General features: G+C 36.4%; 33 protein-coding genes. 25 read left to right on the forward strand and 8 right to left on the reverse strand.

Annotated elements, in window-relative coordinates:
• Positions 1-24: 24 nt before the first annotated feature.
• Positions 25-1,620, reverse strand: a complete 1,596-nt coding sequence (locus tag ACFSCX_RS07720) for a hypothetical protein (RefSeq protein WP_377927609.1) — start codon at positions 1,618-1,620, stop codon at positions 25-27.
• Positions 1,621-1,804: 184 nt separating this feature from the next.
• On the opposite strand from ACFSCX_RS07720, the gene ACFSCX_RS07725 reads away from it, so the two are divergent.
• From ACFSCX_RS07725 to ACFSCX_RS07750, 6 genes are all read left to right on the forward strand, one after another.
• Complete coding sequence (locus ACFSCX_RS07725; RefSeq protein WP_377927610.1) at positions 1,805-2,065, forward strand: stage VI sporulation protein F; 261 nt, start codon at positions 1,805-1,807, stop codon at positions 2,063-2,065.
• Between the two features lie 206 nt (positions 2,066-2,271).
• Complete coding sequence (locus ACFSCX_RS07730; RefSeq protein WP_377927611.1) at positions 2,272-2,649, forward strand: hypothetical protein; 378 nt, start codon at positions 2,272-2,274, stop codon at positions 2,647-2,649.
• Positions 2,650-2,678: 29 nt separating this feature from the next.
• Positions 2,679-4,001 (forward strand): cytochrome P450, encoded by a 1,323-nt coding sequence (locus ACFSCX_RS07735; RefSeq protein ID WP_377927612.1) that lies wholly within the window; start codon positions 2,679-2,681, stop codon positions 3,999-4,001.
• Positions 4,002-4,076: 75 nt separating this feature from the next.
• Positions 4,077-4,637 (forward strand): GNAT family N-acetyltransferase, encoded by a 561-nt coding sequence (locus ACFSCX_RS07740; protein ID WP_377927613.1) that lies wholly within the window; start codon positions 4,077-4,079, stop codon positions 4,635-4,637.
• 25 nt (positions 4,638-4,662) lie between these two features.
• Positions 4,663-4,905 carry a YueH family protein gene (locus tag ACFSCX_RS07745; protein WP_377927614.1) on the forward strand — a complete coding sequence of 81 codons (243 nt, stop codon included), beginning with the start codon at positions 4,663-4,665 and terminating at the stop codon, positions 4,903-4,905.
• A gap of 368 nt (positions 4,906-5,273) precedes the next feature.
• The gene (locus ACFSCX_RS07750) at positions 5,274-5,441 is read left to right on the forward strand and encodes a hypothetical protein (protein ID WP_377927615.1); all 168 of its coding nucleotides are present in this window, start codon (positions 5,274-5,276) and stop codon (positions 5,439-5,441) included.
• A 321-nt stretch (positions 5,442-5,762) separates the two neighbouring features.
• Here the strand turns inward: ACFSCX_RS07750 and ACFSCX_RS07755 are convergent, their stop codons facing one another.
• Positions 5,763-5,936, reverse strand: a complete 174-nt coding sequence (locus ACFSCX_RS07755) for an asparagine synthase (RefSeq protein ID WP_377927616.1) — start codon at positions 5,934-5,936, stop codon at positions 5,763-5,765.
• Positions 5,937-6,288: 352 nt separating this feature from the next.
• Here ACFSCX_RS07755 and ACFSCX_RS07760 point away from each other — a divergent pair, with 352 nt between their 5' ends.
• The gene (locus tag ACFSCX_RS07760) at positions 6,289-6,672 is read left to right on the forward strand and encodes a hotdog fold thioesterase (RefSeq protein ID WP_377927672.1); all 384 of its coding nucleotides are present in this window, start codon (positions 6,289-6,291) and stop codon (positions 6,670-6,672) included.
• Positions 6,673-6,821: 149 nt separating this feature from the next.
• On the opposite strand, the gene kapB is transcribed toward ACFSCX_RS07760, so the two are convergent.
• Positions 6,822-7,208, reverse strand: coding sequence for a kinase-associated lipoprotein KapB (gene kapB / locus ACFSCX_RS07765; RefSeq protein ID WP_377927617.1), 387 nt, complete (start codon positions 7,206-7,208; stop codon positions 6,822-6,824).
• A 91-nt stretch (positions 7,209-7,299) separates the two neighbouring features.
• Here kapB and ACFSCX_RS07770 point away from each other — a divergent pair, with 91 nt between their 5' ends.
• The 4 genes from ACFSCX_RS07770 (at position 7,300) to ACFSCX_RS07785 (ending at position 9,334) form a co-directional block, all read left to right on the forward strand.
• Positions 7,300-8,022, forward strand: coding sequence for a peptidylprolyl isomerase (locus ACFSCX_RS07770; RefSeq protein WP_377927618.1), 723 nt, complete (start codon positions 7,300-7,302; stop codon positions 8,020-8,022).
• Between the two features lie 11 nt (positions 8,023-8,033).
• Positions 8,034-8,243 carry a hypothetical protein gene (locus ACFSCX_RS07775; protein WP_377927619.1) on the forward strand — a complete coding sequence of 70 codons (210 nt, stop codon included), beginning with the start codon at positions 8,034-8,036 and terminating at the stop codon, positions 8,241-8,243.
• A gap of 148 nt (positions 8,244-8,391) precedes the next feature.
• A complete protein-coding gene (locus ACFSCX_RS07780) occupies positions 8,392-8,979 on the forward strand; it encodes a superoxide dismutase family protein (RefSeq protein WP_377927620.1) in 588 nt (195 codons plus the stop codon).
• A 94-nt stretch (positions 8,980-9,073) separates the two neighbouring features.
• Positions 9,074-9,334: a DUF1871 family protein gene (locus ACFSCX_RS07785; RefSeq protein ID WP_377927621.1), complete on the forward strand. Its 261-nt coding sequence runs from the start codon at positions 9,074-9,076 to the stop codon at positions 9,332-9,334.
• Positions 9,335-10,265: 931 nt separating this feature from the next.
• On the opposite strand, the gene ACFSCX_RS07790 is transcribed toward ACFSCX_RS07785, so the two are convergent.
• Positions 10,266-11,096, reverse strand: a complete 831-nt coding sequence (locus tag ACFSCX_RS07790) for an alpha/beta fold hydrolase (protein WP_377927622.1) — start codon at positions 11,094-11,096, stop codon at positions 10,266-10,268.
• A gap of 294 nt (positions 11,097-11,390) precedes the next feature.
• Here ACFSCX_RS07790 and yugI point away from each other — a divergent pair, with 294 nt between their 5' ends.
• Positions 11,391-11,780: a S1 domain-containing post-transcriptional regulator GSP13 gene (gene yugI, locus ACFSCX_RS07795; protein ID WP_377927623.1), complete on the forward strand. Its 390-nt coding sequence runs from the start codon at positions 11,391-11,393 to the stop codon at positions 11,778-11,780.
• A gap of 38 nt (positions 11,781-11,818) precedes the next feature.
• Here the strand turns inward: yugI and ACFSCX_RS07800 are convergent, their stop codons facing one another.
• On the reverse strand, positions 11,819-12,052 hold the full coding sequence (locus ACFSCX_RS07800) for a DUF378 domain-containing protein (RefSeq protein WP_377927624.1): 234 nt from the start codon (positions 12,050-12,052) through the stop codon (positions 11,819-11,821).
• A gap of 161 nt (positions 12,053-12,213) precedes the next feature.
• Here ACFSCX_RS07800 and ACFSCX_RS07805 point away from each other — a divergent pair, with 161 nt between their 5' ends.
• From ACFSCX_RS07805 to ACFSCX_RS07815, 3 genes are all read left to right on the forward strand, one after another.
• Positions 12,214-13,377: an iron-containing alcohol dehydrogenase gene (locus ACFSCX_RS07805; RefSeq protein ID WP_377927625.1), complete on the forward strand. Its 1,164-nt coding sequence runs from the start codon at positions 12,214-12,216 to the stop codon at positions 13,375-13,377.
• A gap of 463 nt (positions 13,378-13,840) precedes the next feature.
• Positions 13,841-15,190, forward strand: coding sequence for a glucose-6-phosphate isomerase (locus tag ACFSCX_RS07810; RefSeq protein ID WP_377927626.1), 1,350 nt, complete (start codon positions 13,841-13,843; stop codon positions 15,188-15,190).
• A 135-nt stretch (positions 15,191-15,325) separates the two neighbouring features.
• On the forward strand, positions 15,326-15,739 hold the full coding sequence (locus ACFSCX_RS07815; protein WP_377927627.1) for a YugN-like family protein: 414 nt from the start codon (positions 15,326-15,328) through the stop codon (positions 15,737-15,739).
• On the opposite strand, the gene ACFSCX_RS07820 is transcribed toward ACFSCX_RS07815, so the two are convergent.
• Together ACFSCX_RS07820 and ACFSCX_RS07825 are read right to left on the reverse strand one after the other, a co-directional pair.
• A complete protein-coding gene (locus ACFSCX_RS07820) occupies positions 15,729-16,724 on the reverse strand; it encodes a potassium channel family protein (protein ID WP_377927628.1) in 996 nt (331 codons plus the stop codon). The genes ACFSCX_RS07815 and ACFSCX_RS07820 overlap by 11 nt on opposite strands.
• Positions 16,714-16,986 (reverse strand): hypothetical protein, encoded by a 273-nt coding sequence (locus ACFSCX_RS07825; RefSeq protein WP_377927629.1) that lies wholly within the window; start codon positions 16,984-16,986, stop codon positions 16,714-16,716. The genes ACFSCX_RS07820 and ACFSCX_RS07825 overlap by 11 nt, the downstream gene beginning before the upstream one ends.
• A gap of 134 nt (positions 16,987-17,120) precedes the next feature.
• Here ACFSCX_RS07825 and ACFSCX_RS07830 point away from each other — a divergent pair, with 134 nt between their 5' ends.
• The 6 genes from ACFSCX_RS07830 (at position 17,121) to ACFSCX_RS07855 (ending at position 21,167) form a co-directional block, all read left to right on the forward strand.
• The gene (locus ACFSCX_RS07830) at positions 17,121-17,258 is read left to right on the forward strand and encodes a hypothetical protein (protein ID WP_377927630.1); all 138 of its coding nucleotides are present in this window, start codon (positions 17,121-17,123) and stop codon (positions 17,256-17,258) included.
• Between the two features lie 26 nt (positions 17,259-17,284).
• The gene (locus tag ACFSCX_RS07835) at positions 17,285-17,458 is read left to right on the forward strand and encodes an H-type small acid-soluble spore protein (RefSeq protein ID WP_377927673.1); all 174 of its coding nucleotides are present in this window, start codon (positions 17,285-17,287) and stop codon (positions 17,456-17,458) included.
• Positions 17,459-17,629: 171 nt separating this feature from the next.
• Complete coding sequence (locus tag ACFSCX_RS07840) at positions 17,630-18,061, forward strand: DMT family transporter (protein ID WP_377927631.1); 432 nt, start codon at positions 17,630-17,632, stop codon at positions 18,059-18,061.
• 353 nt (positions 18,062-18,414) lie between these two features.
• Positions 18,415-18,675 (forward strand): hypothetical protein, encoded by a 261-nt coding sequence (locus ACFSCX_RS07845; protein WP_377927632.1) that lies wholly within the window; start codon positions 18,415-18,417, stop codon positions 18,673-18,675.
• A gap of 20 nt (positions 18,676-18,695) precedes the next feature.
• On the forward strand, positions 18,696-19,619 hold the full coding sequence (locus tag ACFSCX_RS07850; protein ID WP_377927634.1) for an MBL fold metallo-hydrolase: 924 nt from the start codon (positions 18,696-18,698) through the stop codon (positions 19,617-19,619).
• A 297-nt stretch (positions 19,620-19,916) separates the two neighbouring features.
• Complete coding sequence (locus tag ACFSCX_RS07855; protein WP_377927635.1) at positions 19,917-21,167, forward strand: EAL and HDOD domain-containing protein; 1,251 nt, start codon at positions 19,917-19,919, stop codon at positions 21,165-21,167.
• 346 nt (positions 21,168-21,513) lie between these two features.
• Here ACFSCX_RS07855 and ACFSCX_RS07860 read toward each other — a convergent pair whose 3' ends face one another.
• A complete protein-coding gene (locus tag ACFSCX_RS07860; RefSeq protein WP_377927636.1) occupies positions 21,514-21,720 on the reverse strand; it encodes a small, acid-soluble spore protein, alpha/beta type in 207 nt (68 codons plus the stop codon).
• A gap of 281 nt (positions 21,721-22,001) precedes the next feature.
• Here ACFSCX_RS07860 and ACFSCX_RS07865 point away from each other — a divergent pair, with 281 nt between their 5' ends.
• From ACFSCX_RS07865 to ACFSCX_RS07880, 4 genes are all read left to right on the forward strand, one after another.
• The gene (locus tag ACFSCX_RS07865) at positions 22,002-22,310 is read left to right on the forward strand and encodes an NAD-dependent epimerase/dehydratase family protein (RefSeq protein WP_377927637.1); all 309 of its coding nucleotides are present in this window, start codon (positions 22,002-22,004) and stop codon (positions 22,308-22,310) included.
• A gap of 368 nt (positions 22,311-22,678) precedes the next feature.
• Positions 22,679-22,879 (forward strand): hypothetical protein, encoded by a 201-nt coding sequence (locus ACFSCX_RS07870; protein ID WP_377927638.1) that lies wholly within the window; start codon positions 22,679-22,681, stop codon positions 22,877-22,879.
• Positions 22,880-22,986: 107 nt separating this feature from the next.
• Complete coding sequence (locus ACFSCX_RS07875) at positions 22,987-23,430, forward strand: MarR family winged helix-turn-helix transcriptional regulator (protein WP_377927639.1); 444 nt, start codon at positions 22,987-22,989, stop codon at positions 23,428-23,430.
• 509 nt (positions 23,431-23,939) lie between these two features.
• Positions 23,940-25,565, forward strand: coding sequence for a spore germination protein (locus ACFSCX_RS07880; protein WP_377927674.1), 1,626 nt, complete (start codon positions 23,940-23,942; stop codon positions 25,563-25,565).

Genomic DNA, 25,565 nt, shown 5'->3' on the forward strand with positions numbered 1-25,565 from the left:
AAAGAACAGCAAACGCTGTTCTTTTTACAAGGTATAAGGTCCTACAAGAATCATAATGAATAATATATTTATTCCCATAAAGTAAGAAACTTTTGAGACTATTCCCCACTCTCTATTATGACTAATCATCGTGATAACGTAACAAAGTGCACCTAATAGGATGGGAATCATATACTGGCTCCCACTAAAGGTTAAGTAATCGGGTGCTAATGAGTAGAAAGAACGATTAAATAATTTTTCATGGAATAATAACTGTGCAGCAACAAATAGAGCTACACTTGTGTATTCCACCCATTTTGTTTTGCCTTCAATTAATTCATTATCCTTAAAGAAAATAATCGTTAGGAAAACGGTAGGAAAGATAATCCACATGATTGATAAAAATAACATTAAAAAGCCTGTGAACACACTTGTTAAGGTAGCTGAAGAAGCTGACTTGATGTCGGTGTCAGTAATCTTAAGACTTTGAGCAATAGCCTCTTCATTTGTTGTTGATCCGACGATCGCGTACTGTTCACCAGAAAAATCTAACCAGATGACATTTTCACTATTTATAGGGGCAGGTTCAACAGATACACTGTTCGAGGTGCTTCTTCTCTCTGATAACCAGTTGCTTTCCACTTGAACTGCTTCATAAATATTTACAGCCGTTCTTTTGCCAACTGTTGAACCCTCGGCTGAAAAGAGGACAGTTGGTTGTCCATCCTTTAGGAATAACTCGGGATAACGTGGCTTTCGAATACGTTCTCTCGTCTTGTCATCATAATAGTGCATTTCTTTAAAATCGGCGCCATTTTGTACTTGATCCTTAGAAAGTGAAGCAAAATACGTTCTGTAATTTCTTTTCTGCTGAGCCATACTAAAGGTTGAATAAAGTATATGAATATCCGAATCTGTTTCGATAAAATCAAGACCTGTAAATTCTTCGACACCTGTTTCATCAACTGTAAATAAGGGTGTTGGTGTAAAGGTACCGTTATTGTGCTGAAAGAGAGTTGCCTTTAGCACCCGTGTTGTTCGGTCAGAAAGCACCAAGAATGAAGGACTCTCATCCGCGACAGAAATACTATCAATCTCAAATTCACTTTCCCCTACAAGTGTTCCTTCAAAGGTAGTAGTACTTAGAGAATAAATTCTCTTATCCTGCCAATACATCATTTTATCACTACTTGTACTAAAACCATCGACACCTTCAAGAAGAACCTCTTCTTTTTCGCCGTTGAAAAAAACTATACTATGATTCTGTAAAAATAGTACGTTATTGTCTTTTGCCCAGAATGGAGCCATTGCTGGAATTTTTACAGGTAGTTCAGTTTTGTTCTTAACCTTTAATCCATCTGTTGCATTAAAATGAGTTACTTTATGGTCATTATGACTATAAATATGGATGCCAGCCTCGTCACTGTAGACAAAAGCTGGACTCATCCCAACTTCCCCATGTAATGAAATCGTTCTACTCCAGCCCTCGCTTGGTAAGCTTCTTTCTAGGCTTAAATTTTGCCAGAATACTAGGGATAAAAATATCAGCGTAAGAAGAAAAGGGAGGAGGAGGATTTTTATCATTCCGCCAGTTTGTAAAAATGTTTGTTTCTTTTGAATTTCTGTCTTTGTATGTGTCATGTCATTGACGCCTCCCAAGAAAATACAATATCTCTATACTATTTTACAGGATAAGTATACCAATATTTTGCAGCACTTTACAAATATTACAAATTACCATGTGTTCTTGACACAGACGCCTAGTCCTTTTTTTCTTCTTTTGAATAGAATACACCAAACGAAGGAAAGGAGGGGTTTTCAAAAAATGGGTGACTTGTTTAAAGGTATAGAAAAGAAAACGGGCGTAAAAATGGATGATATCATGAAAGTTGCGAACTCGGTTAAGTCCTCAGACCTTTCAAATGAAAAGGGCCTTAGAAATTTAATTGCCCAAGTATCTAAATTAGCGAATAAAAATGTATCCAAGCAAACCGAGGATAAAATTGTGGAGACGCTATTAAATAAGAAACAAAATATTGATGCTTCAACTATTTCTAAGATGATGGGAAATAACAAAAAAAAATAAAGAGCCAATAAAAACAAGGAAACCATATCAATAGGTTTCCTTGTTTTGTTTTTGTATTGTCAAGAGACACCTTCTATTTGATAGAGTAATTCAGTAACGGGCAAAATGATAACGTAGTAAGAGGACATAGAGAGAGAGTTATGTTTATCGAACAAAACCAAGTGGAGATACTATGATATAAAAAGTTTGTTAAAAGGAGTGATACGATGAAGAAGAAAATCTCTGAAGTCCTTCACCCGGAATTGAAAGACCGTCTAGAACATGAAATTAAGGCGATGTCGTTTACGAAAAATTTCAGATCGTATACATCAGAGGAATGGTATGTTTTCATACCGAGTTTTCAAGATCCTCAAACGGGTGGTGCGGCAGGAAAGGTAATTATCCATTATGATTTACAAGGAAACCGAGAAATCTTCATACACACAACCGTAATTTTCGATGACCCTACATTACATACGTCAACGAATGCACCACTTGTCTATGGAATCGCAGACGAATTGGTCAATCGATTGGTTGGCTATGCTGACACCTTGTTGTCTGTTCATGCAGGTGAGAATTCCTATCAAGCTGAATATAAGCAATAACGAATTTAATGTGAAAGTGGAGGAGTAAATTGGTAAAGCTAGCTAGTATACAAGGACCACAAATCATGAATTACATAAACTTTAGAAAAGACCCATTAAAATGGCTATATGATCAGCTGAAATTAGGGGACATTGTTGCCATCAGTAAAACGGTCCCTAAACCTTCATATGTCATTAATCATCCTGAAAGTGTAAAAGAAATTCTAACAACAAAGGATCCGTACTTTATAAAAGGAAACTCATCCCGAATTTTTAGTAAGACCCTTGGAAATGGATTACTAACAAGTGAAGGAGATGCCCATAAACAACAAAGAAAACGAATTCAACCAGCCTTTCATAAGAGAAGAATTTCTTCATATGGAACAATTGTGACGGATTATACAAATGACCTAATTTCGTCATGGACAGATGGAGAGGTACGAACAATAAGTCAAGACATGATGAATGTAACGCTAAGGATTATTGTAAAGACAATGTTTGGAGCAGATATAAATCGAGAAGAGGAGCAGATTACGACGGCTGTCAATAATATTATTGATAAATCGGCCCAGCTATTACTTTGGCCGTTCCCTTTCTTAGAAAAATGGCCTACCAAAAGTAATAAACGCTATAAACAAAGTATTGAAGTACTCGATCATTTATCACATCAATTAATTGAGCTAGGCAAAAAATATAAAGAAGAGCATTTATTAACTATGTTATTACATACTCGATATGAGGATGGAACAAGATTGCAGGAAAAAGAAATTAGGGATCAGGTTGTAACCTTTATAATTGCAGGGCATGAAACAACTGCTAATGTTCTGTCATGGATGTGGTATTTAGTCAGTCAGCATCCTAATGTTGAAGACAAGTTATTGAAAGAGATTGATACTGTTCTTAAAGGAGAACCCCCAACGTTTGAACATCTCTCCAAACTTCCATATAGCATACAAATATTCCAAGAAACGCTTAGACTCTACCCAGCAGCATGGATCATCTTACGCGAAGCAAATGCCAATGTTAGCATCGCAGGATACTCGTTTCCAAAAGGAAGCTCGTTTCTTATAAGTCCATATGCCATACATCGTCATCCCGCCTATTTTGAAAACGCGGAGAAATTTATCCCAGAACGATTTGAAAAAAGGCAGGCTTCATCCATTCAAAGCTACTCCTATTTTCCCTTTGGTGCAGGTTCAAGAGGGTGTATTGGAAGTCAGTTTGCCATGATGGAGGCTGTATTAGTGTTTGTAGTGATTAGTCAGAAGTTTAAGTTAAGGTTAGCTAATCCAAACGATCACGTACTACCGGAGCCTTTACTGTCACTTCGAATTAAGGATGGTCTTCAAATGAGACTTGTTAAACGTGAATAGTTATAATAGAAGTAAGTGAACTCTCTAGTATTACCTGGAGGGAGCACTTTAAGGTTTGGATAAAGAGGTGAAGATATGGAATGTAAAGAACTTGAGATACCAATTATTGAAACAACCCGCTATTTGTTGCGCGGAATGATGATTGAGGATGCTCCATCTTTATTTTCGTTTATGTCTGACAAAGAAACGATGAAGTATATTACTCCCCATCCTATCGAAAGGTTAGAGGATATGAGGAAGAGTATAGAACAGAGTTTAATCAATTTTACCCAAAATAAAGAAATACCATGGGTCATCCTAAATAAACGAGACGAAGAAGTGATTGGGATGTTCCGTTTTCATAAATTGCATACTTGGCATAAAAAAACAGAGATGGGCGTAGTCATCAAAAAGGAATTTCAAAATAGTGGGGTGATGACAGAAATTTTAGAACCGATTTTATCATATGGTTTTCATACCCTACAGTTAAACAGAATAGTAGGCGATATATTTGCCGGTAATGTTGGTTCAAGCAAGCTCTTACAAAAGTATGGATTCCATAAGGATGGAGTGCTTAGACAAACTGATTTTGATGGTGAACAATACCATGATACAGTTGTCTATTCACTATTAAAGTCAGAATATCCCGCAAGGTAGAAAATGTAAGGAAGGGTGGTTTACTGTGAAAATAAGAAAAGCAGCGTTTGAAAATCATAAAGAGCTTATACATACTTACATATACGAAGACAAAAAAGAAGAGTACTTCATTATCGCAGTTCCAGCGATACAATGGTCTTATAAACTACCTTATGATTATTTAGCCTCAGTAAAAGAAGAAATGAAAGACTCGATTCAAAAAACAAAAACAAGTGAAATTGCAGATGAACTTGTAGCAAAGGTATTTATGTGGATTCATGAAATGTAGGAAGGGAAGCGTCCCTTCTTTTTTTAATGATTTAGAAAGTAAGAGAATGGGTTAGTGACTTGGAATCCAGCTCCAGCACTCAGCCAAGATGAAGTGGCGACGATCTACTCGAGGTCAAATAACCTGTCATGAATAAAAGGGCAAACGCCCCTTTTTTTTATGCCAGAACATTCTCTCTGCCTGAGTCTTTTGTTCGTTTTTGGATATATCTTAAGTAATTGAGGAAAATATTATCGTAAATTAATATAGGAAAGGAAGTTACATGCAGAGGATGGAGTGAACATCTTACTTAATCATGGATGGTTGGAAAAGCCACTTGTACCAGAAAACCCTTGAACAATCCAAGATTCATCATAAGGAGGAAATTTATGAGTGAAAGAGATGATTTAGGAACGGTTAGAGATGCAAGTGAACGAGGTGCGAGAGAAGATATTATCCATTTTACGGAATATGATGGAGACGAATATGATTTGCGGAAATCAAATCCACTCTATGAAGGAACCAGACAAAAAATCGATGAAAACGGTTCACCTTAATTCATTGAAGTGAGAATTTCTTTACAAGATTCCATCATTGAGAACACCTACTTACAACTTTGGATTTTATACCGCCCTAACTGGCACTAAGACCATACTTCAAAACTATAGAAGATTCGAAGAAGTTTTTAAGTGGGGGATAAACGCAAGTATGAACCCTGCGATAAGAGGAACACAGACTAAGTTCGCCACATCCTGTGGAACGTCTGTGTGACCCACATCACGCGGGCCAAAACAAACAATCAGTGGAGAATAAGAAAAACCTGATTGAAGATTCACTTATTAAGTAAAAAGCGAGCATAATGCTCGCTTTTTGAATTCCTACCGGCGATGTTCTACTAAATCAATCGCACCTAGCACAACATGTGCTAAGCCAAAACCAAAGATGGTGTTCGAAATCATCGGACTTACCTTTCGATTTTGCTTCAAGGCATACCCCGTGGCTGTAACGGCTGTACCTAATACTGTTGGAATTAATCCCTCACGTATATCCATTCGTAAGCCCTCCTTTTTGGTGGAATTCTATATTAGAATAACCACTAAAGACATGTTTATCCCGCCTAACTAGCGCTAGACCTTACTTCAAAACTTTAGAAGATTCGAATAAGTTTAAGTGGGGGATAAACACCAGTAAGAACCCGATAATAGTAAGATCGCCACTTTCTGTGGCGACGTCTGAGTGACCATATCATGCGGGCCTCAATTAACAATCAGTGGAGGATGAGAAAACCTCCACTGATTGGAGCTAGATTTTATGTTTGGAAAAGTTAGATGGCAAAGTAATCGTAGAAGGAAATTATAAATGAATATCGAATGTTTTGGAAAAGAGAAAGAGAGGGAGCTAAATATGAAATTAGAGAATACATTAATTGAAACGTTAGGAATAGAAATTAAAACAGTAGAAGAAGGTAGAGTAATTGCAACAATGCCAGTGGATGCTCGGACACACCAGCCGTTTGGCGTTTTGCATGGAGGTGCTTCTGTCGCATTAGCAGAAACAGTGGCGAGTATCGGTTCATATTTTTTAGTTGATCATGAAACGGAAAGCTGTGCTGGATTAGAAATTAATGCGAATCATGTTCGCCCCAAAAAAGAAGGAATCGTTACGGCAATTGCAACAATCCTACATAGAGGTCGCACGACCATGGTTTGGGATATAAAGATTGTGGATGAGGAAGAAAAATTGATTAGTGTTTCTAGATGTACAGTTGCAGTATTTAAAATAAAGTAAAATTTTACATTAACAAAGGGACAGCAACCTTGTGAACCTATTAGCCAAAAATAGTGCTGTTCCCCATATATAGATTGGAAGGAAAGAAAGTAAGTGAACATTTCTTTTAAAGTGTTCGCTTTCCTTTTGGTGATAGTAAAACTCAAGGCTTATTCCTTGAAGTAGTCTTTTTCAAGTATGTTTAATTTTTCTATGCTCATGCGACTCCAATCGCTTTTTTCAGACTCGAGTTCCTGTCGAAGTTTATCAATCGCCCCTTTTAGTGATTCCTTGTATCCAGGAACCTCCCCATCAAATCTTTTAACCATCTGTTTTGGAATATTTGTTTGTTCACGTTCAGCCAGTGCTCGGCGTTCATGAAAAATGGGAACATCAACTGATTTGTGTGAGTGCAAATCCCCTTGTGTTGGATGCTTTAAGACAGAGAGTACCTTTACAAGATAATGCTCTGGACGAATGTTTGTTATTTCCCCAATATAAACACCTGTCTTATAGGGTGCTTTTACGGTATCACCAATTTGTAAAGATTCATTCATGTTTATGTCCTCCTCTTACATTGCTAGTTTGTTGTCTACATAGTAACATAGAGGAAAAGTCATAAGAAAGATAAATGGAGAGTGTAATGAAATGAAAATCGTAAACATATTAGCAATAATGATTTTATCCATGTTTCTATTAGTTGCTTGTGGAACAGCTGATGAACAATCGAAGAATGTTGAGGAAGAAACGAAATCGACTGTAGTAGAAGGTAATGGTGAGGCGAACCCTTATCCACAGCTTTATGCAGGGCAAAATAATATTCCGACGGTTGATATGATCACTTCCAAAGGAACAATTACAATTGAATTATATCCGGAAATCGCCCCAAAGGCAGTTGAGAACTTTCTCACTCATAGTAAGAATGGTTTTTATAATGGACTAACCTTCCATCGTGTCATGAATGAGTTCATGATACAAGGTGGAGACCCACTCGGAAATGGTACTGGTGGAGAAAGTATATACGGGGCGCCTTTTGAAGATGAGTTTTCTGATAAACTATATCACTTTAGAGGAGCCTTATCGATGGCGAACTCAGGAGCTAACACAAATCAAAGTCAATTTTTTATCGTTCAAAAAACAGAGGTTGAAGCTGAGCTTCAGCAGCAGATGATTGATGCTGGCTTTCCAAAGGATGTCGTGGCAGCCTATAGTGAGCGTGGCGGAACACCTTGGTTAGACTTTAAACATACGGTTTTTGGACAAGTAGTTGAAGGCATGGAGGTTGTTGATGCGATTGCTTCCGTTGAGGTTGATGCGAATTCGATGCCAACCGAGCCAGTCTTGATTGAAGAAATCGTTGTGCATGAATAGGAGTGGAAATATTGCTATCTTTTATTTTAGGGTTGTTTCTTTATTTTCCAGAGGATAAATCAGAATATATTCCAGCAGCCATTTCTTTTTCTATCTTTTTTATCATGGCCGTTATTGTAATGAGGCTTATAATGAGAGCGTCCAAAAAAGAGCTCTTAAAGGAGAAAGAAGCAGAAGAACGAATGAAGAAATGGAATGAGGAAAATTCGGGTGATAAGTAATCCGGGTTATTGAGTAGTAAACAAAGCAGGCACCTGTTGAGGGCGTTTGCTTTATTTTTTTACACCGATGTCCGTTTCGGTGTGGAGGGGTTTAAATCTAAACTGAATTGGCTATCCTACGAACAAAAAGAAATGTTGGGGGCTAATGATGTTTAATAAATGGTTATGTATCGTATCAGTAACAGCATTAATGATGGTTAGTGGCTGTGCTGAAGTAAGACCCACTAAAATTATAGTGGATCTGAAAAATGATGTGGGAGATTCGCTCGGAACAGCGCAGTTAGAGGAGCGGGCAGATGGACTAATGGTAACAGTTGATCTTAAAGGTCTTGAACCAGGAGCCCATGGCTTTCATTTTCATGAAACTGGCAAATGTGAAGGTCCTGACTTTCTATCGGCTGGTGACCATTTTAATCCAGAGGACAAATCCCACGGATTGCTAAATCCAGAAGGAGCGCATGCTGGAGATTTACCTAACCTTATTGTTGAAGGGGATGGTACGGTTCAAGCAGAAGTCATGGCATCTGGTGTTACATTTAAGGAGGGGAAGAACACATTATACCAGAAAGAAGGAACGGCTCTAATCATTCATGAAAAGGCTGATGATGGCATGAACGATCCAGCTGGAAATGCTGGGAAGCGTGTTGCGTGCGGGGTTATTAGTCTAGAAGATCAACAAAAAAAGGATGTAACGAAAGAAAAACTGGATGAACCTGAGAAAGAAGAGGAGAAATAGTGATAGCAAACAGGCAGGCCAGAGGACTGTCTGTTTTTTTATGAAGGATTTATGATATGATGTTATAAAAATATAACATATAAGGTGATTCATCTTGAATACATTTAATTTAAATTTATATAGCTATCTTTATGAATGGGATCCATTTGGAATAGGATTAGGCAACTACGATCCAGAGATATCGGATATTATTCAAGCCGTTCACGTAACAGATCATGTGGAACAACTTACCGAAAAAATACAACAGATTTTTGAATTTGCGTTTGAAAAGGTTCCGGCTCGTGAGGAAACAAAAAAGGTCGCTAAGGAGCTACTTCAGATGAAACTTGAAGATGAATCTTGTTCTTTAAACTAATAAAATGGGGAGTTATTACGAGATAGCTGAAAAAATAAGCATTTAAAGTTACCGCAATGAAATTAAAAAAGATTAGGGGGGGATTTTTGTGTACTCCCCTAATCTTTTTATTGGTTTGGGCAGAAAAGAGGTAATTAATAGGTTATTTTCTAACCCATTAAGGTGACGATTCGTTTCATATTCACTACGAAGATCGTCCGTACACTTTGTATTTGCATTGCTAAATGACCATGGGAATGAGTCTCATGTCGATTCTTTATCTCAGCGTTTTTAGCTTTAATTATATAGGTTAACCTTGAAGGGACTCCCATTCCGCACTTGGATTGGATGTGCTCGTATTTCTAGTTTGACTTGCGACAGGATGTAGTGGACTTTAGCAAAGTCTGCCTCCTCGGCTTGATTCACCTGCATGAGTCTCCCGTCAGCAGTTCGTTGGAGGAGTCTCGATCCTACACTCAACCATAACCAAAAATAATATGCCATTTTTTAAAAAAATGTGCAATATTTACTAATTTTGGGCATTTTCTCGTGAAATATTGTTCATAAAAGCTTCTATATTAGTTTTGCAAAGTCAATTTGGCTGTTATCTTGATCTTTTTATAGACGCTTGGAATTTATCATCAACTTGTTCGATTTTAACGGCAACTATTGGAATTTTTTCAGCAACTATTTGATTTTATCAGCAAGTTTTTGGATTTATCATCAACTTTCAATTTTACCGTCAACTTTGGTGCGTTTATCAGCAACTCTGATAATTTTATCAGCAACTTTTTCAGCACTCGATTTTATCAGCAACAATGACAACTTTTTCAGCACTCGACTTTATCGGCAACAATGACAACTTTTTCAACTCTATTTTTTCGGCAACTTTGACTACTTTTTATCAGCCACTCCTTTTTTACTCATCATTTTAGCAAGAATTTTGTTTTTTCTAGATAAATTCCAGAATTTGTTCCTTAATGTGAAATGGTTTTTCCTCAGGGAGGAGATGTCCGGTTTTCTCGTAAGTAATCAGTTTTGAGTTTCTCAAGTCTTCATGTAGTCTTTCTCCAATATGAAGGGGTACCACTTTGTCTTCCGTTCCCCAAATTAGGAGGCTTTTAGTATCGATTTCTTGTAAATCCTTTGAGCTTAAATCGCCTTCACGATGACGAATCATTTTCGCTAATGCGTTAAAAATTTGATTATTGTAGAAAGGCTGTTCATACCCAAGCATCATTTCTTCATCAATCATCGTATGATCAAATACGACATTACGTAAATTGTGTAAAACCCCCTGTTTTGCTAAGTAGTATTTCAAATAACTTGCAAAAAAAGGCAAGTAAGAGGATAACACAAGTGAACGTTTACTTTTCTTTAAGTACCCCGAGCTACAGAGCAAAATGACGTTTCGAACATATTCTGGTTTTTGCTTTATCATATTCAAAGCAATTTGCCCACCCATGGAATGACCAACCAAAATAATATCTTTTATACCCAATAAGTCTAATAAACCAATAATGAGGCTAGCTAGATTTTTATTGGAATAAATAAAGTTATTTGATTTTCCACTCTTCCCGAATGGTGGTAAGTCAACTGCAACCACCCTATACTCTTTTGCTAAGAGAGGAATTAGACGCCTGTAGCTAAAAGTAGAAGATAAGAATCCATGTATTAACACAAATGTTGGCTTTTGTTGATTAGCTCTGTGATGATACACCTCATAATGGAGGTCAATACCCTTCAAGGTAGTCGTGAAATGTGTCTCAGTCATGATCGTCATATCCTTCACTCCAACCACTATTTGTGAATTAGTGTATCCAAAAAAGTTCAAAATCACCCAGGATAGTAGTAGAAAAGAAAACAAAAAAAAGGACAAGTACGTAACATACTTGTCCAATAAAAGGGGGGAATACTAGAAAGCCTTATATTGATAATGTAGCCAATTTCTCACAGTCTTAAACCATAAATTGAAATTTTTTTGATATGGTCCTTCTTTTGATTAAGTTTTTCTATTATGATATAATATTTTATTGCGTATATAAGAGGATAAAAATAATCATTAGGAGTGTTGGCGATGTCTGAGAAAATCGAAGTAGGAAGTATATTAACTGGAAAGGTTACTGGGATCCAACCATATGGTGCGTTCGTAGCCCTTGACGAAAATACACAAGGTCTTGTTCATATTTCTGAAATAAAACATGGATTTGTAAAGGATGTAAGTGAACATCTTTCAATTGGAGATGAAGTGAAAGTGAAGGTTCTTTCTGTAAATGAAGAAGAGGGGAAAATCAGCCTTTCTATTCGTGCAACGGAGAAAGCTCCAGAAAAAACTTCTCTACAAAAAGTATTAAAGAAAAACGCTGAGAAACCAGATACAGAGGTTCACGGATTTAATACATTAAAAGAGAAGCTAGAAGAGTGGATTGAACAATCAAATGATCGTGAGGATTTACTTAAAGGATAATATAAAAAGGGCAGGATTCATTCCTACCCTTTTTATTTTTAGCGTGTTGCTCTTGGTTCTGGACTTGTTTCAACTTCTTTCCATGGTTTAAATAAAAGACCAAGATTAATTAAACCAGCAATTCCCACTAATCCATATACAGTTCTAGCAAGAGCAGAGTCTTGGCCACCAAAGATAGCTGCTACTAGGTCAAATTGGAAAAATCCAATTAGTCCCCAGTTTATAGCTCCGATAATTGTTAGTGCTAATGCGAGACGTTGTAATGTACTCAAAAGGGTTCCCTCCTTAATAGTGTAAATTCATAACTTCAACAATAGGATGAGTACAATTTAACTAAATTATGCATAATGCTACTAGGAGCCGATTTCTTTACAAAGAAATTGAAAGTGATTCATAATAAAGTTAAAACTACACTTAGGGAGGCTTTACATATATGGAACAGTTTACATTTTATAATCCAACAAAACTGATATTCGGGAAAGATACATTATCGCAGCTAAAAAATGAGATTCCAGCATTCGGTACGAAAGTATTAGTAGTATATGGTGGTGGAAGTATCAAGAAGAGTGGACTATATGATCGTGTCCATTCAACTTTAAATGAAATAGGGGTAGAGGTATTCGAACTACCTGGTGTTGAGCCTAATCCTCGTTTATCAACTGCCAAAAAAGGAATAGAAATTTGTAAAAAAGAAGGAATAGAGTTTTTATTAGCTGTAGGTGGGGGTAGTGTTATAGATTGTACAAAGCTTATTGCAACAGGATCTAAATATGATGGAGATGCTTGGGATATTGTGACACGAGTCCACGAACCTAAAGAAGCATTGCCGTTTGGTACAGTACTAACCCTTGCTGCAACAGGCTCAGAAATGAACGCAGGTTCCGTAATTACGAATTGGGAAACACAAGAAAAATATGGGTGGGGTAGCCCCGTTTCTTTCCCTAAATTTTCTATTCTTGATCCTACCCATACCTTTACAGTACCTAAGGATCAAACAATTTATGGGATTGTTGATATGATGTCGCATGTATTTGAACAGTATTTCCATAATGTTACAAATACGCCTTTGCAAGACCGTTTATGTGAGGCAACTTTAAGAACAGTAATGGAAGCAGCTCCAAAACTTGTTAATGACCTAGAGAATTATGACCTGCGTGAAACGATACTTTATAGTGGTACGATTGCATTAAATGGTATGCTTCAAATGGGATATCGAGGAGACTGGGCAACACATAATATTGAACATGCTGTGTCTGCAGTTTATGACATTCCTCATGCTGGTGGATTAGCTATTCTGTTTCCAAACTGGATGAAGCACACGCTTGATACAAATCTAGAACGCTATAAGCAACTAGCTATTCGTGTATTTGATGTGAGCCCTGAAGGAAAGACTGATCGAGAAATCGCTTTAGAAGGAATTGAGAAGCTACGTTCGTTCTGGACTAGTATCGGTGCACCTTCTAAACTTAAGGACTATGATATCAATGATGATAAAATAGACGTCATGGCTGAAAAGGCAATGGCTAGAGGTGTATTCGGTAATTTCCAGCCATTACACAAGGAAGATGTTGAAGCTATTTTACGTGCATCCTTATAAGATATTTTTAGTGTGGTCCCATTTTGGGGCCTCTTTTTTTGATCAAAAAAAATTATAAGTATTGATAGAATCTTATTACGATGAGCTTAATAATCCGGCTCCAGCGCTCAGCCAAGATGAAATGGCGACGATCATTCTTTTCATCCTACTCGAGGTCAGATCCAGTGAAACTACCATCAGTGATTTTTTCTGATGGTTAGTTGAACCGATCGGACTCCAACTGGCGTTTTTGTTTTTTTATCGCTAGTTGGAGAGGATAACCCTAAATGAATAAAAGGGGAAAAGCACCCTTTCTCTCGTTTAGGACCTTAGGCTAAACGGGGCGACCTGTGCCTCTTGTTCTCTCCAAAGCATATTTTTGACATGCGTTTTCATTTTGGTTAACTTCTTGCTTTGATGGAACGGATTCGATAAAGTGAAAGAGGTAATACTGTTTTTAGACAGTAAAGGAGGGTAATGAGGAATGACACATATTAAATTTGATTATTCAAAAGCACTACCTTTTTTTGGAGAACATGAACTTACATATTTACGTGATGCAGTTAAAGTAGCACACCACTCGTTGCATGAAAAAACAGGAGCAGGTAGTGACTTTTTAGGCTGGATAGATTTACCTACTACATATGATAAAGAGGAATTTTCTAGAATCCAAAAGAGTGCTGATAAAATAAAGGAAGATTCCGATGTTCTTTTAGTAATCGGAATTGGTGGATCTTACTTAGGGGCAAAGGCAGCCCTTGAGCTACTAAACCATTCTTTTTATAACTCTTTAACGAAAGAACAACGAAAAGCACCACAAATTATTTTCGTCGGAAATAATATTAGCTCTACATATATGAAAGATGTAATCGATGTATTAGAAGGGAAGGACTTCTCGATTAATGTTATCTCTAAGTCAGGGACAACTACTGAACCAGCCATTGCTTTTCGATTATTCAGGAAGTTATTAGAAGAGAAATACGGGAAGGTAGAAGCGAGAAAGCGAATATATGCGACGACGGATCAAGAACGAGGAGCATTAAAAACTCTAGCAAATAAAGAGGGCTATGAATCATTTGTCATAGCAGACGATATTGGTGGCCGTTATTCAATTTTAACGGCGGTAGGATTGTTACCGATTGCAGTAAGTGGAGCAAACATTGAAGAGATGATGAAAGGAGCAGCCAAAGCGAGTGAGGAATTAAGTGATTCTGAGCTTGAGGATAATATTGCTTATCAATATGCGGCTGTTCGAAATGTCCTTTATAACAAAGGAAAAACAATTGAAATGTTAATCAATTATGAGCCAAGTCTTCAATATTTCTCAGAATGGTGGAAGCAATTATTTGGAGAGAGTGAAGGAAAAGATCAAAAAGGAATTTTCCCTTCATCAGCCAATTTTTCTACTGACCTGCATTCATTAGGACAATATGTTCAGGAAGGTCGTCGAGATTTATTTGAAACGATCATACATGTTGAGCATTCACGTCATGAGTTAACGATCGAAGAAGAAAACCAAGACCTCGACGGCTTAAACTACTTAGCAGGAAAAACCATCGATTTTGTTAATAAAAGGGCTTTTGAAGGGACAATGATAGCTCATACTGATGGAGGAGTACCCAACTTAATCATTCAAGTTCCACTATTAGATGAGTATACATTTGGTTATCTTGTCTATTTCTTTGAAAAGGCTTGTGCCATGAGTGGGTACCTACTAGGAGTCAATCCATTTGACCAACCAGGAGTAGAAGCATATAAAGTTAATATGTTTGCCCTACTTGGAAAACCAGGATTTGAAGAAAAGCGTGCTGAGTTAGAGAAAAGGTTGAAATAATTCTAAAAAAGAGGACAATGTCGTCCTCTTTTTTATATTTAAAGAAATAAGCAAGACTCCCAATTTCATTTGTTCTCAAATATTTTTTCTCTATCTGGATAACCTAAGCTTAGTCTAAATAAAGGAGCTGGTAAGATGATTGAGGTCCCGTCGAAATTAGAGGGTCATTCCTTTAACTTATATAAGCTTGAGCAGGAACTAAAGCCACTTGGGTATGATATAGGTGGAAACTGGGATTATGATCATGGTTATTTTGATTATAAAATTGATGACGAAGTAGGGTACCAGTTTCTCCGTGTCCCTTTTAAAGCAGTAGATGGGCAGCTAGATTCACAAAATACATCTGTTCAACTAGGGAGACCATTTCTGCTATCACATAAGTATCAAATTGGATTGGATGACTATGTTATGGTTTGGAATAAGTCCGCTTCACTGAATCAGTTCTCTGAACCCGAAGATCCAGATGCCCAGTTTCCGGATAAGTATATCGATTTAGGGAAGTCGCTTGTTAAGGAATTAGAAGATGTATTATTAGAGGCTAATGTTTAATGATAAGAAGTTCATCAGCATCTAATATAGTAAATGATGGAGATGGATTGATAAAGGATTCATCTCCTCTCTTAATACCGATAAGCAGCATTTCTTCCTCTAATAACTCATTAATACAGGCTTGATATGTTTTGCCAATATGATTTGGAGTTGACTTAATATACTCAAATTTGTTCCCTGCTAAATTGTCAAGCATTACTAATAGAGTGGCTGACATCCCATGGGACACAATACTATTGGTCATCACAAAACTTGATAGTTTATTTGTCTGAATAATTTCATCGGCTCCCGCACGGGTTGCATTTAATATTTGGTTGTTTGTTAATACTTCTACGATACAGTATAAATTGGGTTTTAGGCCTTTAGCAGCAATTAACGTAAGTATAGTTGCCATATCTGCGTTGACCTCGTTCTTACTCTGATCAGCAGATATGATGAGTATGTCTGCATCTGTTATACTTGCCCTTAATAATGTATCATCGTAAGTTGGATTTCCCTTTATAAAAGTAACATTACTGTAGTCAACGGGATTATTATCAAGCGTTTCATCAATTAAAACGATGGGGATTCTTGAATGAATTCCATTTAGTTGGTGTAAAGTTTCACGAATACGCTCATTCCAGCCAACTAATATAATATGTTTTTTTCCATTGTAGGAGGCTTTCCCTTCTAGAAAAGAATTCTGCCTTGTCACAGTTGCAGTTGATAAAGAAACAAAATAAAAGGTCATAAATCCTACTCCAACAAGAATTAAGAGCATTCCAAAAATACGTCCTATATAGGTTGAAGGAGAAAAGTCACCATAGCCAACCGTTGAAACGGTTACAATGGCCCACCAAATCCCATCAAAATAACTTGGAAAATTATCAGGCTCTACAACATGAATGATGGCTCCAAATAAAAAAATGATAAAGAGGGCTAAAAGGGCGACTCTCACAACAATCGGGAGACGTAAGTATGAAATTAGTACATTACTAAGCCTCATCTTTTTGCCCCTTATTTGATGCTTGATCTAACGGTAATAACGATAAGATCTCCTTTACGAGCTTATTAATACGGTCATCTATCTCTTTGTCCCCGTATATATTTTTTACTCTACCAATAATCTCTGTAACCTCATCTGAAAATTGGATTAAGGGTCTATCCTCTTCCGCCTCATTGTAAAGCTGTATAAATGCATCTAGCCCCTCATTCATTTTATCAATAGCATCACTTAATGTTTGCTTTTCTTGATCATTAACCTTCATCTTCTCACCTCGACTCTATTGTTACCATAACTTTCTTGCCTCATAACATCACTTAGAGAAGGAGATAAAATGGGCATTAATTTTTATAATGTGTATCATACTATAAATGTTGTTTACTTAAGGGAGGTGTAGCAATGAAAAAGTTACTTATCTTTCTACTGGCTATTATGACAGTTCTATCAGGCTGTGCAGCGGGCGGAGGCGATACTCCAGATGCCAATGAAACTGGAGGGAATAGTGGGCAAAGTGATGGTGGATCTTCAACTTCGTAAATGAGAAGGAGGAATAGGAATTGGATATGCATCGTGTAAAGCAAATTGTTTCATCGCCTGAAGAGATTGTCGTCATGTATCATGATGTACCAATTTGGATTGATAGCTATGATGAGAATGCAAATACTGCTCGGGTACATACTAGATCGAATCCAAATGATCTAAGAGATGTTGAGGTTGCAGAATTAAATGAAAGATAAATGGAAAATCAATCCCTCATCATAATGGGGGATTGATTTTCCATTTTTAGGTTGACTTATTTATACAAGAGTCTATAATAGACTAAAAAATGAGTAGAGTATTGCAATGCGGGAGTACATACTTAATGAAGCTTATAGTTGATTTAAAGATAGATTGATAGGGAGAACTAGATGAATTGGATATTTATGATAGTTGCTTTATTCGCAGGGATGGCAGTATCTATTCAAGCAAGTGTAAATGGTAGTCTTGGGAAAAAAATTGGTGTAATCGAAGGGGCCTTTGTTTCCTTTTTAATAGGAACCATTTTCTTGTTCTTATTACAACTGTTCGTTGGGAAAGGGAATCTGTTGCAAATGTTTTCTGTCCCCAAGTGGCAGTTAACAGGTGGTTTATTAGGTGCTTTTTACATTTTTATCATGGTACTTGTCGTTCCTAAACTAGGAGTTGCTACATCAATCATGGCAGTTATTGTTGGTCAACTTCTAATGAGTTCTATTCTTGATCATTACGGATTATTGGGGAAACAAATTCCATTTGATTTAAAAAGAGGTCTTGGTATTGTTTTATTAGTCAGTGCACTATTTTTGTTTTATAAAAAATAACCATGCAACTACTCTATTTAACTGTTAAAAATGTCACAAAATACTTCTTATATTTATGAGGCATGTCTAAAGGAAACTCGCTCTAATTCCTAATGTAACTAAGTACAGTAAAAACAAGTATGTTTATGGCTTATTTTATGTTATTACGGTGCTTTTAGAGGAAATTTTCTTATCCAAGACAATTATGGACGGGCTTGCAGAGGTGGATAAAACTTCATTTTATGAATTAGACATTAAACAATAAATATTATAGAGCAGCCTTTTACAAGGTTGTTCTTTTTATTTTTTGAAACTATTTCCGTAAATATATCGTCTAACTATAAAGGAAAGACACAACTAAGGGGAAGATTTTTATGTATTTTATAATAGTCATTGTGTGTGGTGCGCTAATTCCATTTCTATTTATAAAGGCTAAATCAAAATGGATAAAATGGTCGCCCACACTACTCTTCTTACTACTAACCTTACTATTTGGGGGGAAAGCCATATTTTTTCCTGCCCCTGAAATGGCAGTTCTAGCGGAGATTGTATATTTTATGACTTTTGGAGTAGCGGTAATAGGTTCCGTAATCGGTATGTTTATTGTAAAGTTAATCAATAAAACGAGTGAATAATTTCAAGAAGAGGAATTAAGATGAAGAAGAGATACGAAAATCTTGGTGGTGTCCAGACCAGTAAATCATTTTCTGAGCTAAGAAAGTGGCATCAAGAAAGAAAAGCGAAGCGAAAGGATTTGTCCGTGCAAATTCCTATGGCTGAAACAAGGGAAGTAGAGGTGATTCAAGCTAATCGAACAAAGAGCTCAATCACTTGGATTGGTCATGCTAGTTTTCTCATCCAAATGAACGGGCTTAATATTTTAACAGACCCTGTACTAGCAAAACGTATGGGGGTACAAAAAAGACTAACAAATCCAGGATTATCATTTTCAGAGCTACCAGAAATTGACGTGGTTTTTATTTCTCATGGACATTATGATCACCTTGATTTCGGTACCATCAAAAAACTTAAAGGCGCACCGACTTTTTATGTACCCATTGGACTAAGATCTGCCTTTATAAGGAGAGGTTACTATAAAGTAGTAGAGGCAAATTGGTGGGACCAGTTTGAGTGTACCTCTCTCACCTTTTCATTTGTTCCTGCACAGCACTGGACGAAGAGAACCTTAACTGATACGAATACGTCTCACTGGGGTGGTTGGATTATACACGATAGTCATAAGGATAATCGTACATTGTACTTTGTAGGGGATACTGGGTACTTTAACGGGTTTAGTGAAATCGCAGCTCGCTTCAATTTAGATATCGTGCTTATGCCAATAGGAGCATATGAACCAGAATGGTTTATGGAATCTAGTCATATTAATCCAGAAGACGCTATAAAAGCATTTTTAGAGCTGAGGGGCAAAACCTTTATTCCAATGCATTACGGTGCATATCGCCTTGCTGATGATACCGGCCCTGAAGCACTAAAACGTTTGCTTCATGAATGGGAGCGTATAGGTATAGAGAGTGATAAGTTGAAGGTATTAGCAATAGGAGAAACGTATTGGCTATAATTATAAATTGATAAATAACTTTGGTGAATGGGTGTTGACAACATGACCCACTTCGTGTGGGCATCATCTAACAATCAGTGGAGCATGAGGAACACCTCCACTGATTGAAGTTTCATTTTTTAAAGTTACTAAAAGGAGAGGCAGATGATTATCTGTCTCTTCTTGTTTTTGGTGTATCATGGCAAATCTATAAAAAAAACCAAAACCTAATAAATTTTCATACCTCAACTGATATCATTTATATTATTATTAAAGTAAGACATTCTGGAAGCAGCTAATATAGAGGTGGGTTACTACATGGAAGTATATGTTGCAAGACAACCAATTTTCAATGAAAAGGAAGAAGTAACAGCCTATGAGCTCTTGTATCGAAATAGTCCTCATAATGGGTACTCTCATACAAATGGTGATAAGGCGACATCAGAGGTAATCGTTAACAGCTTTTTGAATATTGGTCTTGGTGAGCTTTCTAAAGGCAAGCCTTGTTTTATCAATTTTACAGAAAATCTATTAAAGCTAAAGCTACCAACATACTTCACACCGTTGTCCATTGTGGTTGAAGTATTAGAAGATGTGAAGGCGACTGATGAAATTATCTCCATTTGCAAAGAGTTAAAACAACACGGTTATACGATAGCCTTAGATGACTTTTTCTTACTCCATGGTGATGAAAATGTTTTATCACTTCTCCATTACGTAGATATTGTAAAAATTGATTTTCGATCCACAACTAGAGAAGCGCGAAATCAATTAATGGAGTATTTAAAACCTTATAATCTTAAGTTTCTTGCTGAGAAGGTTGAGACAAGAGATGAATATGATCAGGCAACAAGAGATGGATATACATATTTCCAAGGCTACTTTTTTAGTAAGCCCGTTATTTTACAAAGTCATGATATACCACCCTATTATTATTCCTATCTATTAGTGCTAGAAGAGCTAGATATGCCAATTCCTGATATTGACCATATTACTAAGGTTATTGAGAGAGACTTATCCATTTCCTATAAACTATTAAAGCTGATTAACTCACCCGTGATTAGACCAAAATACGAGGTCAGTTCAATCAAGCAAGCTGTTGTTCTATTAGGATTAATTGAAATAAAAAAGTGGATTTATGTTTTGGCTATTAAAGGAGAAAGTAGTGAACAAGATGAAAGTTCAAAGGAAATCATTCATCTAAGTTTACTAAGAGCAAAGCTAGGTGAACTCATTGGTAGTTCCTTAGGACAACAATTAAATGGTTCAAAATATTTTTTACTTGGAATGTTTTCGTTAGTAGATTCAATTTTACATGTGCCGATGGAAAAAATTCTATCTGAATTACCATTAGCTTCTGATATTAAAGAAGCACTTCTCGGTAAACCAAACGAGTTAAAGGAACTTTTAGATGTTGTCAAGTCTGTTGAACGGATGCAACTGAAAGCTAAAGTGGTGAATTCCTTCTCTACAGTATTGAAGGACGTTGATTTATTTGCCCTTTATTCTGAAGCAAGTTTATGGGCTGATCAATTAATGAAAGAAGTAGACGGGATTGAAGTGAACTAATATAATTAATACTCAGTATAAACAGCTAGGTATAGTACTAAAAAAGATGTTATATCTTTTGGAAAATGGATGACTGATTGATTAAAATCATATATCTATAAATAAAAAAGCAATCGCCAAGTTCATGAATACAGGCGATTGCTTTTTTCAGGTGGAGATAGCTATATTGCATGTAATTGGATGTGTAAGTATGTTTGAATCATTGTTTCGATTTGATTGATAGGAACTTCAGTTGCTCGAGTTTGTTTTTGATAATGATAAACTTCATGTTGGGAAGGAATATATCCCGAACTCGTATAGCTATCATGTATGACTTCGTATATGAACCAGTCTACTTCTTGAATCATTAACGAGTGAAACGTCCACCAATTTGTTGTTCAGCCATCTGAACTAGACGCTTCGTGATTTCTCCACCAACAGACCCATTTGCTCGAGCAGTTGTATCTGGTCCTAAATTAACACCAAATTCTTGAGCAATTTCAACCTTCATTTGTTCAATTGCAGCCTTTGCATTCGGAGTAACTAATTGATTAGAATTATTATTTCTAGCCATTTTTTATCTATTCCTCCTAAATATTGTAATGGTGTTACTTGGGAATAGTTTAATTCGATTTGTACATTCTATTCATGGTATTTAGTGGAAAAGATGATATTTCTTATTCCACAGCGACCTTTAACCTTTTATCCTCTTCTTCCTCTCTTTTCTCCACTCATTTTTTGAAAATCGAAATAAAATATTTGATTATTTCAAGTATTTTATTGGAATTTTTATGTAAAAAGTGTATGCTTTTAATTAGGTTTTAACAAGTAAAGCTATTAAAAGGAATGAAGTCTATGAAAACTGCTTTAATACTTGGTGGAACACAATTTGTAGGAAAAAGGTTAGTTCAGCTGCTGATAGATAAAGGTGTTCGAGTTACGATTGCGACAAGAGGTAAGACGGATGATGCATTTGGTAATTTAGTTAGTAGATTGATTATTGAACGTGAAGATAATGAGTCGTTAGTAGAAGCTTTTGAAGGTGAAAAGTGGGATGTTGTGTTTGATCAAACATGCTACTCTCCATTAGAGGCACTAGGATCAGCAAAAGCTTTGGAAGGAAAAATAGCAAAGTACGTAATTACTTCAAGCCAAGCGGTATGATTTTGGTACAAATCATATTGAAGAAAATTTTAATCCGTGGATCTATCAACCAGTGTTAAAAGCGAGAAGAGAATATATAGGCTGAAGGCTACCAAGAAGCGAAACGTTCCGCAGAAGCGGTATTATTTCAGAATGCGCATGTTCCTGTTGTTGCAGTTCGATTTCCAATTATTGTTGGACAAGATGACTATACAAATAGATTAAAATTCCATATGGAACATATTAAAAATCAGAGTCAAATGTTTATCGAAAATCATAAGCGTAGATATAGCTTTATCGACTCAACGGAGGCGGCTCAGTTTCTTTACCAAATAGCAAACTCGGATTTCAGAGGTCCTATTAATCCTGGGTCTGAAGGAGATATGAGTTTGGAAGAATTGCTTACATTAATTGAAAATGTGATAGGAAAAGAGGCGATTGCTCATTTGAACGGAAGTCCATCTCCTTATAACTTTCCTGGAGATTGGTCGGTAAATAACGCTCGTGCGCGTTCTCTAGGATTTAAGTTTACTTCTTTGGAGCACTTAATAGAAAAGCTTGTTCGTTTTTATTATCTAGCAGATATGTAAGTGTGTCTTTCGATTTGGCTGAAAAGGAAATTTCAAAAGAGATTCTTTCCTTTGATCATCCGGTAATTAGTTGAATAATGCAAATAATTTGGATTTGAGGTGGAAGGATGAAGAACTATCGTTCACTATTTCAACAACTAACACGTCGAATTGGATTGTTGAACAAAAATTGTTGCATCGTAGATGATATTGAGGTTTCTATTGTTCAAAGTCATATTCTATATGAAATTAGTACACGTGATATACCATCTATGAATCAAATAGCAGAAGCTCTAGGTATTGACATGTCAACATTTAGTAGACAAATTCAAAAGCTAAAGAGTATGGGCTTAGTAGATAAGAAGCAGCATAGTGAAGATAAAAGAACGTATATTTTATCTCTTACACCAAAAGGAAAATATGTTGTATCAAGTATTAGTGACGAGATGAATAAATATTTAGAGGGAATATTTTCTGAAATGAGTGAATATGAAAAGGAAATTGTCGTTAAGTCGATACACTTACTAAATGAAAGTATGGCAAAGTCAAACGCATGTTGTAAATCTCATTAGGCAGAATAAACCGACAAAGTGTCGGTTTTTTTATAAGTTAGAAGTATAAGTTTCTGGTGTTTAGTTTATACAAAGTTACGTTTAAATCCAGCTCCAGCGCCCAGCCAAGATGAAATGGCGACGATCTTTGCCATTTCATCCTACTCGAGGGAAAAAGAAAATCACTTTTTCCTTGGTCAAATAACCTGTCATGAATAAAAGGGAAACCACCCTTTTTTTCATGACAGGTTATTTGCTCTGCCTTAGGCTAAACGGGGCGCCCTGAGCCTTTTGTTCTTCCCCAAACTAAGTGAATTTCCTCACACAATCTTCTCGCATGATCTAACTTTTATAAACAAAGAAATAATAATGCGACTAGTAATTGAATGTTCAGGAAATAATACGAAAATGAATGTAGTATATAACCATTCGTTAGGGAGCGATCATTTTTGAAAAAGCTTACTGATTGGTTAGATGAGATAAAAGAAAAAAAACAACAAAATGTTATTCAATCATGGAATAAAAGAAGCATGAACAAATCTAATTCTCCATCTTCTTCCGATATGGAAACGGAACAATCTACATATAAAGTAAATATAAACATAGATAAAGATTTAAAACTAGCACTTACAACTATTAAATCTACCTTAGGAAATTGTAAGGATATTATTGTGAGAGAATTTGTTTTAGGGGAACAAGGGAAACAATCACTTGCTGTTATATATGTTGATGGTCTCGTAAATCAAACGCTTATACAAGATTTTATCTTAAAAACATTAATGATCGATATAAGAGCTACTTCTATTGATGACTCATCAATTTTGAATTTTAAACAGAAGGAAATCATAGAAAAGTTTTCATTAGCAGTTAGTGAATTAAACGAAGTCAAGACGTATGGTGACATTTACAATTCAATTCTATCAGGGGATACTGTTATTTTGCTAAATGGATGGGATTGTGGTTTTTCTGTTGGATCAAAGGGATGGGACAAGCGGGCTGTTGAGGAGCCATCGTCTCAGACTACAGTAAGAGGTCCAAAAGAAGGATTTACCGAAACATTAAGAACAAACACAGCTCTCATCCGAAGACGAATAAAAGACCCTAACTTACGAATTGATCATATGCAGGTTGGTCAGAGGACGAAAACAGACATTGCAATAGCTTACATTCATGGTCTAGCAACTGATAGTATCGTAAAAGAGTTAAAGGATCGGATTAACAGAATTGAAGTTGATTCGATTTTAGAGAGTGGCTATATTGAAGAATTCATTCAAGATGAGACATACAGCCCTTTTCCCACCATTTATAATTCGGAAAGACCGGACGCCATTTGTGGAGGAATTTTAGAGGGTAGGATTGGGATTATCGTAGATGGAACACCGTTTGTACTATTAGCACCTGCCATCTTTGTTCAATTCTTTCAATCACCAGAAGACTATTATCAAAGATCTGACATTTCAATATTACTACGGTTACTGAGGGTTATGTCTTTTCTACTAGCATTATTAGTCCCATCTGCCTATATTGCTGTAACAACCTTTCACCAGGAAATGCTACCCACCACATTACTTATTAGTTTAGCTGCTCAAAGGGAGGGTGTGCCGTTTCCAGCATTTGTAGAAGCGTTACTAATGGAAATTACCTTTGAAATTATTCGTGAAGCTGGGATTCGAATGCCTAGGGCGGTCGGAAGCGCTATTTCTATAGTTGGAGCGCTAGTATTAGGACAAGCAGCCGTTGAAGCGGGAATTGTTTCTGCAACAATGGTTATCGTTGTATCTCTAACAGCGATTAGTAGCTTCGTCCTACCTGAGTTCAATTTATCCATTTCAATTAGAATACTACGTTTTATGTTTATGATTCTTGCTGCATCATTTGGATTATTTGGAATTATATTGGGATTAATCGTCATGATCACTCATTTAGTGAATTTACGATCATTTGGTGTTCCTTACCTGACTCCGATGGCACCTTACATTAGGGAGGATCAAAAGGATGCTATCATACGCCTACCGCATTGGGCGCTAGGAACTAGACCTCGTTTAATAAGTCAACAAGATTCGAAGAGAAATCAAACTCCAGCGCCAGAACCAGAACCTAATGCTTCAGAAAGTAAAAGTGAGAAAACAACAGACAAGACAAAGGAGACTGAGTAG

This window comes from Bacillus salitolerans (genome assembly GCF_042680805.1).
In the GTDB taxonomy this organism is placed as follows: domain Bacteria; phylum Bacillota; class Bacilli; order Bacillales; family SA4; genus Bacillus_CJ; species Bacillus_CJ salitolerans.

What these genes read in the sequence shown, in the direction of transcription:
- ACFSCX_RS07720 (WP_377927609.1), bottom strand. Translation starts at nt 1,620, where the DNA reads ATGACACATACAAAGACAGAAATTCAAAAGAAACAAACATTTTTACAA.
- ACFSCX_RS07725 (WP_377927610.1), top strand. Translation starts at nt 1,805, where the DNA reads ATGGGTGACTTGTTTAAAGGTATAGAAAAGAAAACGGGCGTAAAAATG.
- ACFSCX_RS07730 (WP_377927611.1), top strand. Translation starts at nt 2,272, where the DNA reads ATGAAGAAGAAAATCTCTGAAGTCCTTCACCCGGAATTGAAAGACCGT.
- ACFSCX_RS07740 (WP_377927613.1), top strand. Translation starts at nt 4,077, where the DNA reads ATGGAATGTAAAGAACTTGAGATACCAATTATTGAAACAACCCGCTAT.
- ACFSCX_RS07750 (WP_377927615.1), top strand. Translation starts at nt 5,274, where the DNA reads ATGAGTGAAAGAGATGATTTAGGAACGGTTAGAGATGCAAGTGAACGA.
- ACFSCX_RS07755 (WP_377927616.1), bottom strand. Translation starts at nt 5,936, where the DNA reads ATGGATATACGTGAGGGATTAATTCCAACAGTATTAGGTACAGCCGTT.
- ACFSCX_RS07760 (WP_377927672.1), top strand. Translation starts at nt 6,289, where the DNA reads ATGAAATTAGAGAATACATTAATTGAAACGTTAGGAATAGAAATTAAA.
- kapB (WP_377927617.1), bottom strand. Translation starts at nt 7,208, where the DNA reads ATGAATGAATCTTTACAAATTGGTGATACCGTAAAAGCACCCTATAAG.
- ACFSCX_RS07770 (WP_377927618.1), top strand. Translation starts at nt 7,300, where the DNA reads ATGAAAATCGTAAACATATTAGCAATAATGATTTTATCCATGTTTCTA.
- ACFSCX_RS07780 (WP_377927620.1), top strand. Translation starts at nt 8,392, where the DNA reads ATGTTTAATAAATGGTTATGTATCGTATCAGTAACAGCATTAATGATG.
- ACFSCX_RS07790 (WP_377927622.1), bottom strand. Translation starts at nt 11,096, where the DNA reads ATGACGATCATGACTGAGACACATTTCACGACTACCTTGAAGGGTATT.
- yugI (WP_377927623.1), top strand. Translation starts at nt 11,391, where the DNA reads ATGTCTGAGAAAATCGAAGTAGGAAGTATATTAACTGGAAAGGTTACT.
- ACFSCX_RS07805 (WP_377927625.1), top strand. Translation starts at nt 12,214, where the DNA reads ATGGAACAGTTTACATTTTATAATCCAACAAAACTGATATTCGGGAAA.
- ACFSCX_RS07810 (WP_377927626.1), top strand. Translation starts at nt 13,841, where the DNA reads ATGACACATATTAAATTTGATTATTCAAAAGCACTACCTTTTTTTGGA.
- ACFSCX_RS07815 (WP_377927627.1), top strand. Translation starts at nt 15,326, where the DNA reads ATGATTGAGGTCCCGTCGAAATTAGAGGGTCATTCCTTTAACTTATAT.
- ACFSCX_RS07820 (WP_377927628.1), bottom strand. Translation starts at nt 16,724, where the DNA reads ATGAGGCTTAGTAATGTACTAATTTCATACTTACGTCTCCCGATTGTT.
- ACFSCX_RS07825 (WP_377927629.1), bottom strand. Translation starts at nt 16,986, where the DNA reads ATGAAGGTTAATGATCAAGAAAAGCAAACATTAAGTGATGCTATTGAT.
- ACFSCX_RS07830 (WP_377927630.1), top strand. Translation starts at nt 17,121, where the DNA reads ATGAAAAAGTTACTTATCTTTCTACTGGCTATTATGACAGTTCTATCA.
- ACFSCX_RS07835 (WP_377927673.1), top strand. Translation starts at nt 17,285, where the DNA reads ATGCATCGTGTAAAGCAAATTGTTTCATCGCCTGAAGAGATTGTCGTC.
- ACFSCX_RS07840 (WP_377927631.1), top strand. Translation starts at nt 17,630, where the DNA reads ATGAATTGGATATTTATGATAGTTGCTTTATTCGCAGGGATGGCAGTA.
- ACFSCX_RS07845 (WP_377927632.1), top strand. Translation starts at nt 18,415, where the DNA reads ATGTATTTTATAATAGTCATTGTGTGTGGTGCGCTAATTCCATTTCTA.
- ACFSCX_RS07850 (WP_377927634.1), top strand. Translation starts at nt 18,696, where the DNA reads ATGAAGAAGAGATACGAAAATCTTGGTGGTGTCCAGACCAGTAAATCA.
- ACFSCX_RS07855 (WP_377927635.1), top strand. Translation starts at nt 19,917, where the DNA reads ATGGAAGTATATGTTGCAAGACAACCAATTTTCAATGAAAAGGAAGAA.
- ACFSCX_RS07860 (WP_377927636.1), bottom strand. Translation starts at nt 21,720, where the DNA reads ATGGCTAGAAATAATAATTCTAATCAATTAGTTACTCCGAATGCAAAG.
- ACFSCX_RS07865 (WP_377927637.1), top strand. Translation starts at nt 22,002, where the DNA reads ATGAAAACTGCTTTAATACTTGGTGGAACACAATTTGTAGGAAAAAGG.
- ACFSCX_RS07875 (WP_377927639.1), top strand. Translation starts at nt 22,987, where the DNA reads ATGAAGAACTATCGTTCACTATTTCAACAACTAACACGTCGAATTGGA.
- ACFSCX_RS07880 (WP_377927674.1), top strand. Translation starts at nt 23,940, where the DNA reads ATGAACAAATCTAATTCTCCATCTTCTTCCGATATGGAAACGGAACAA.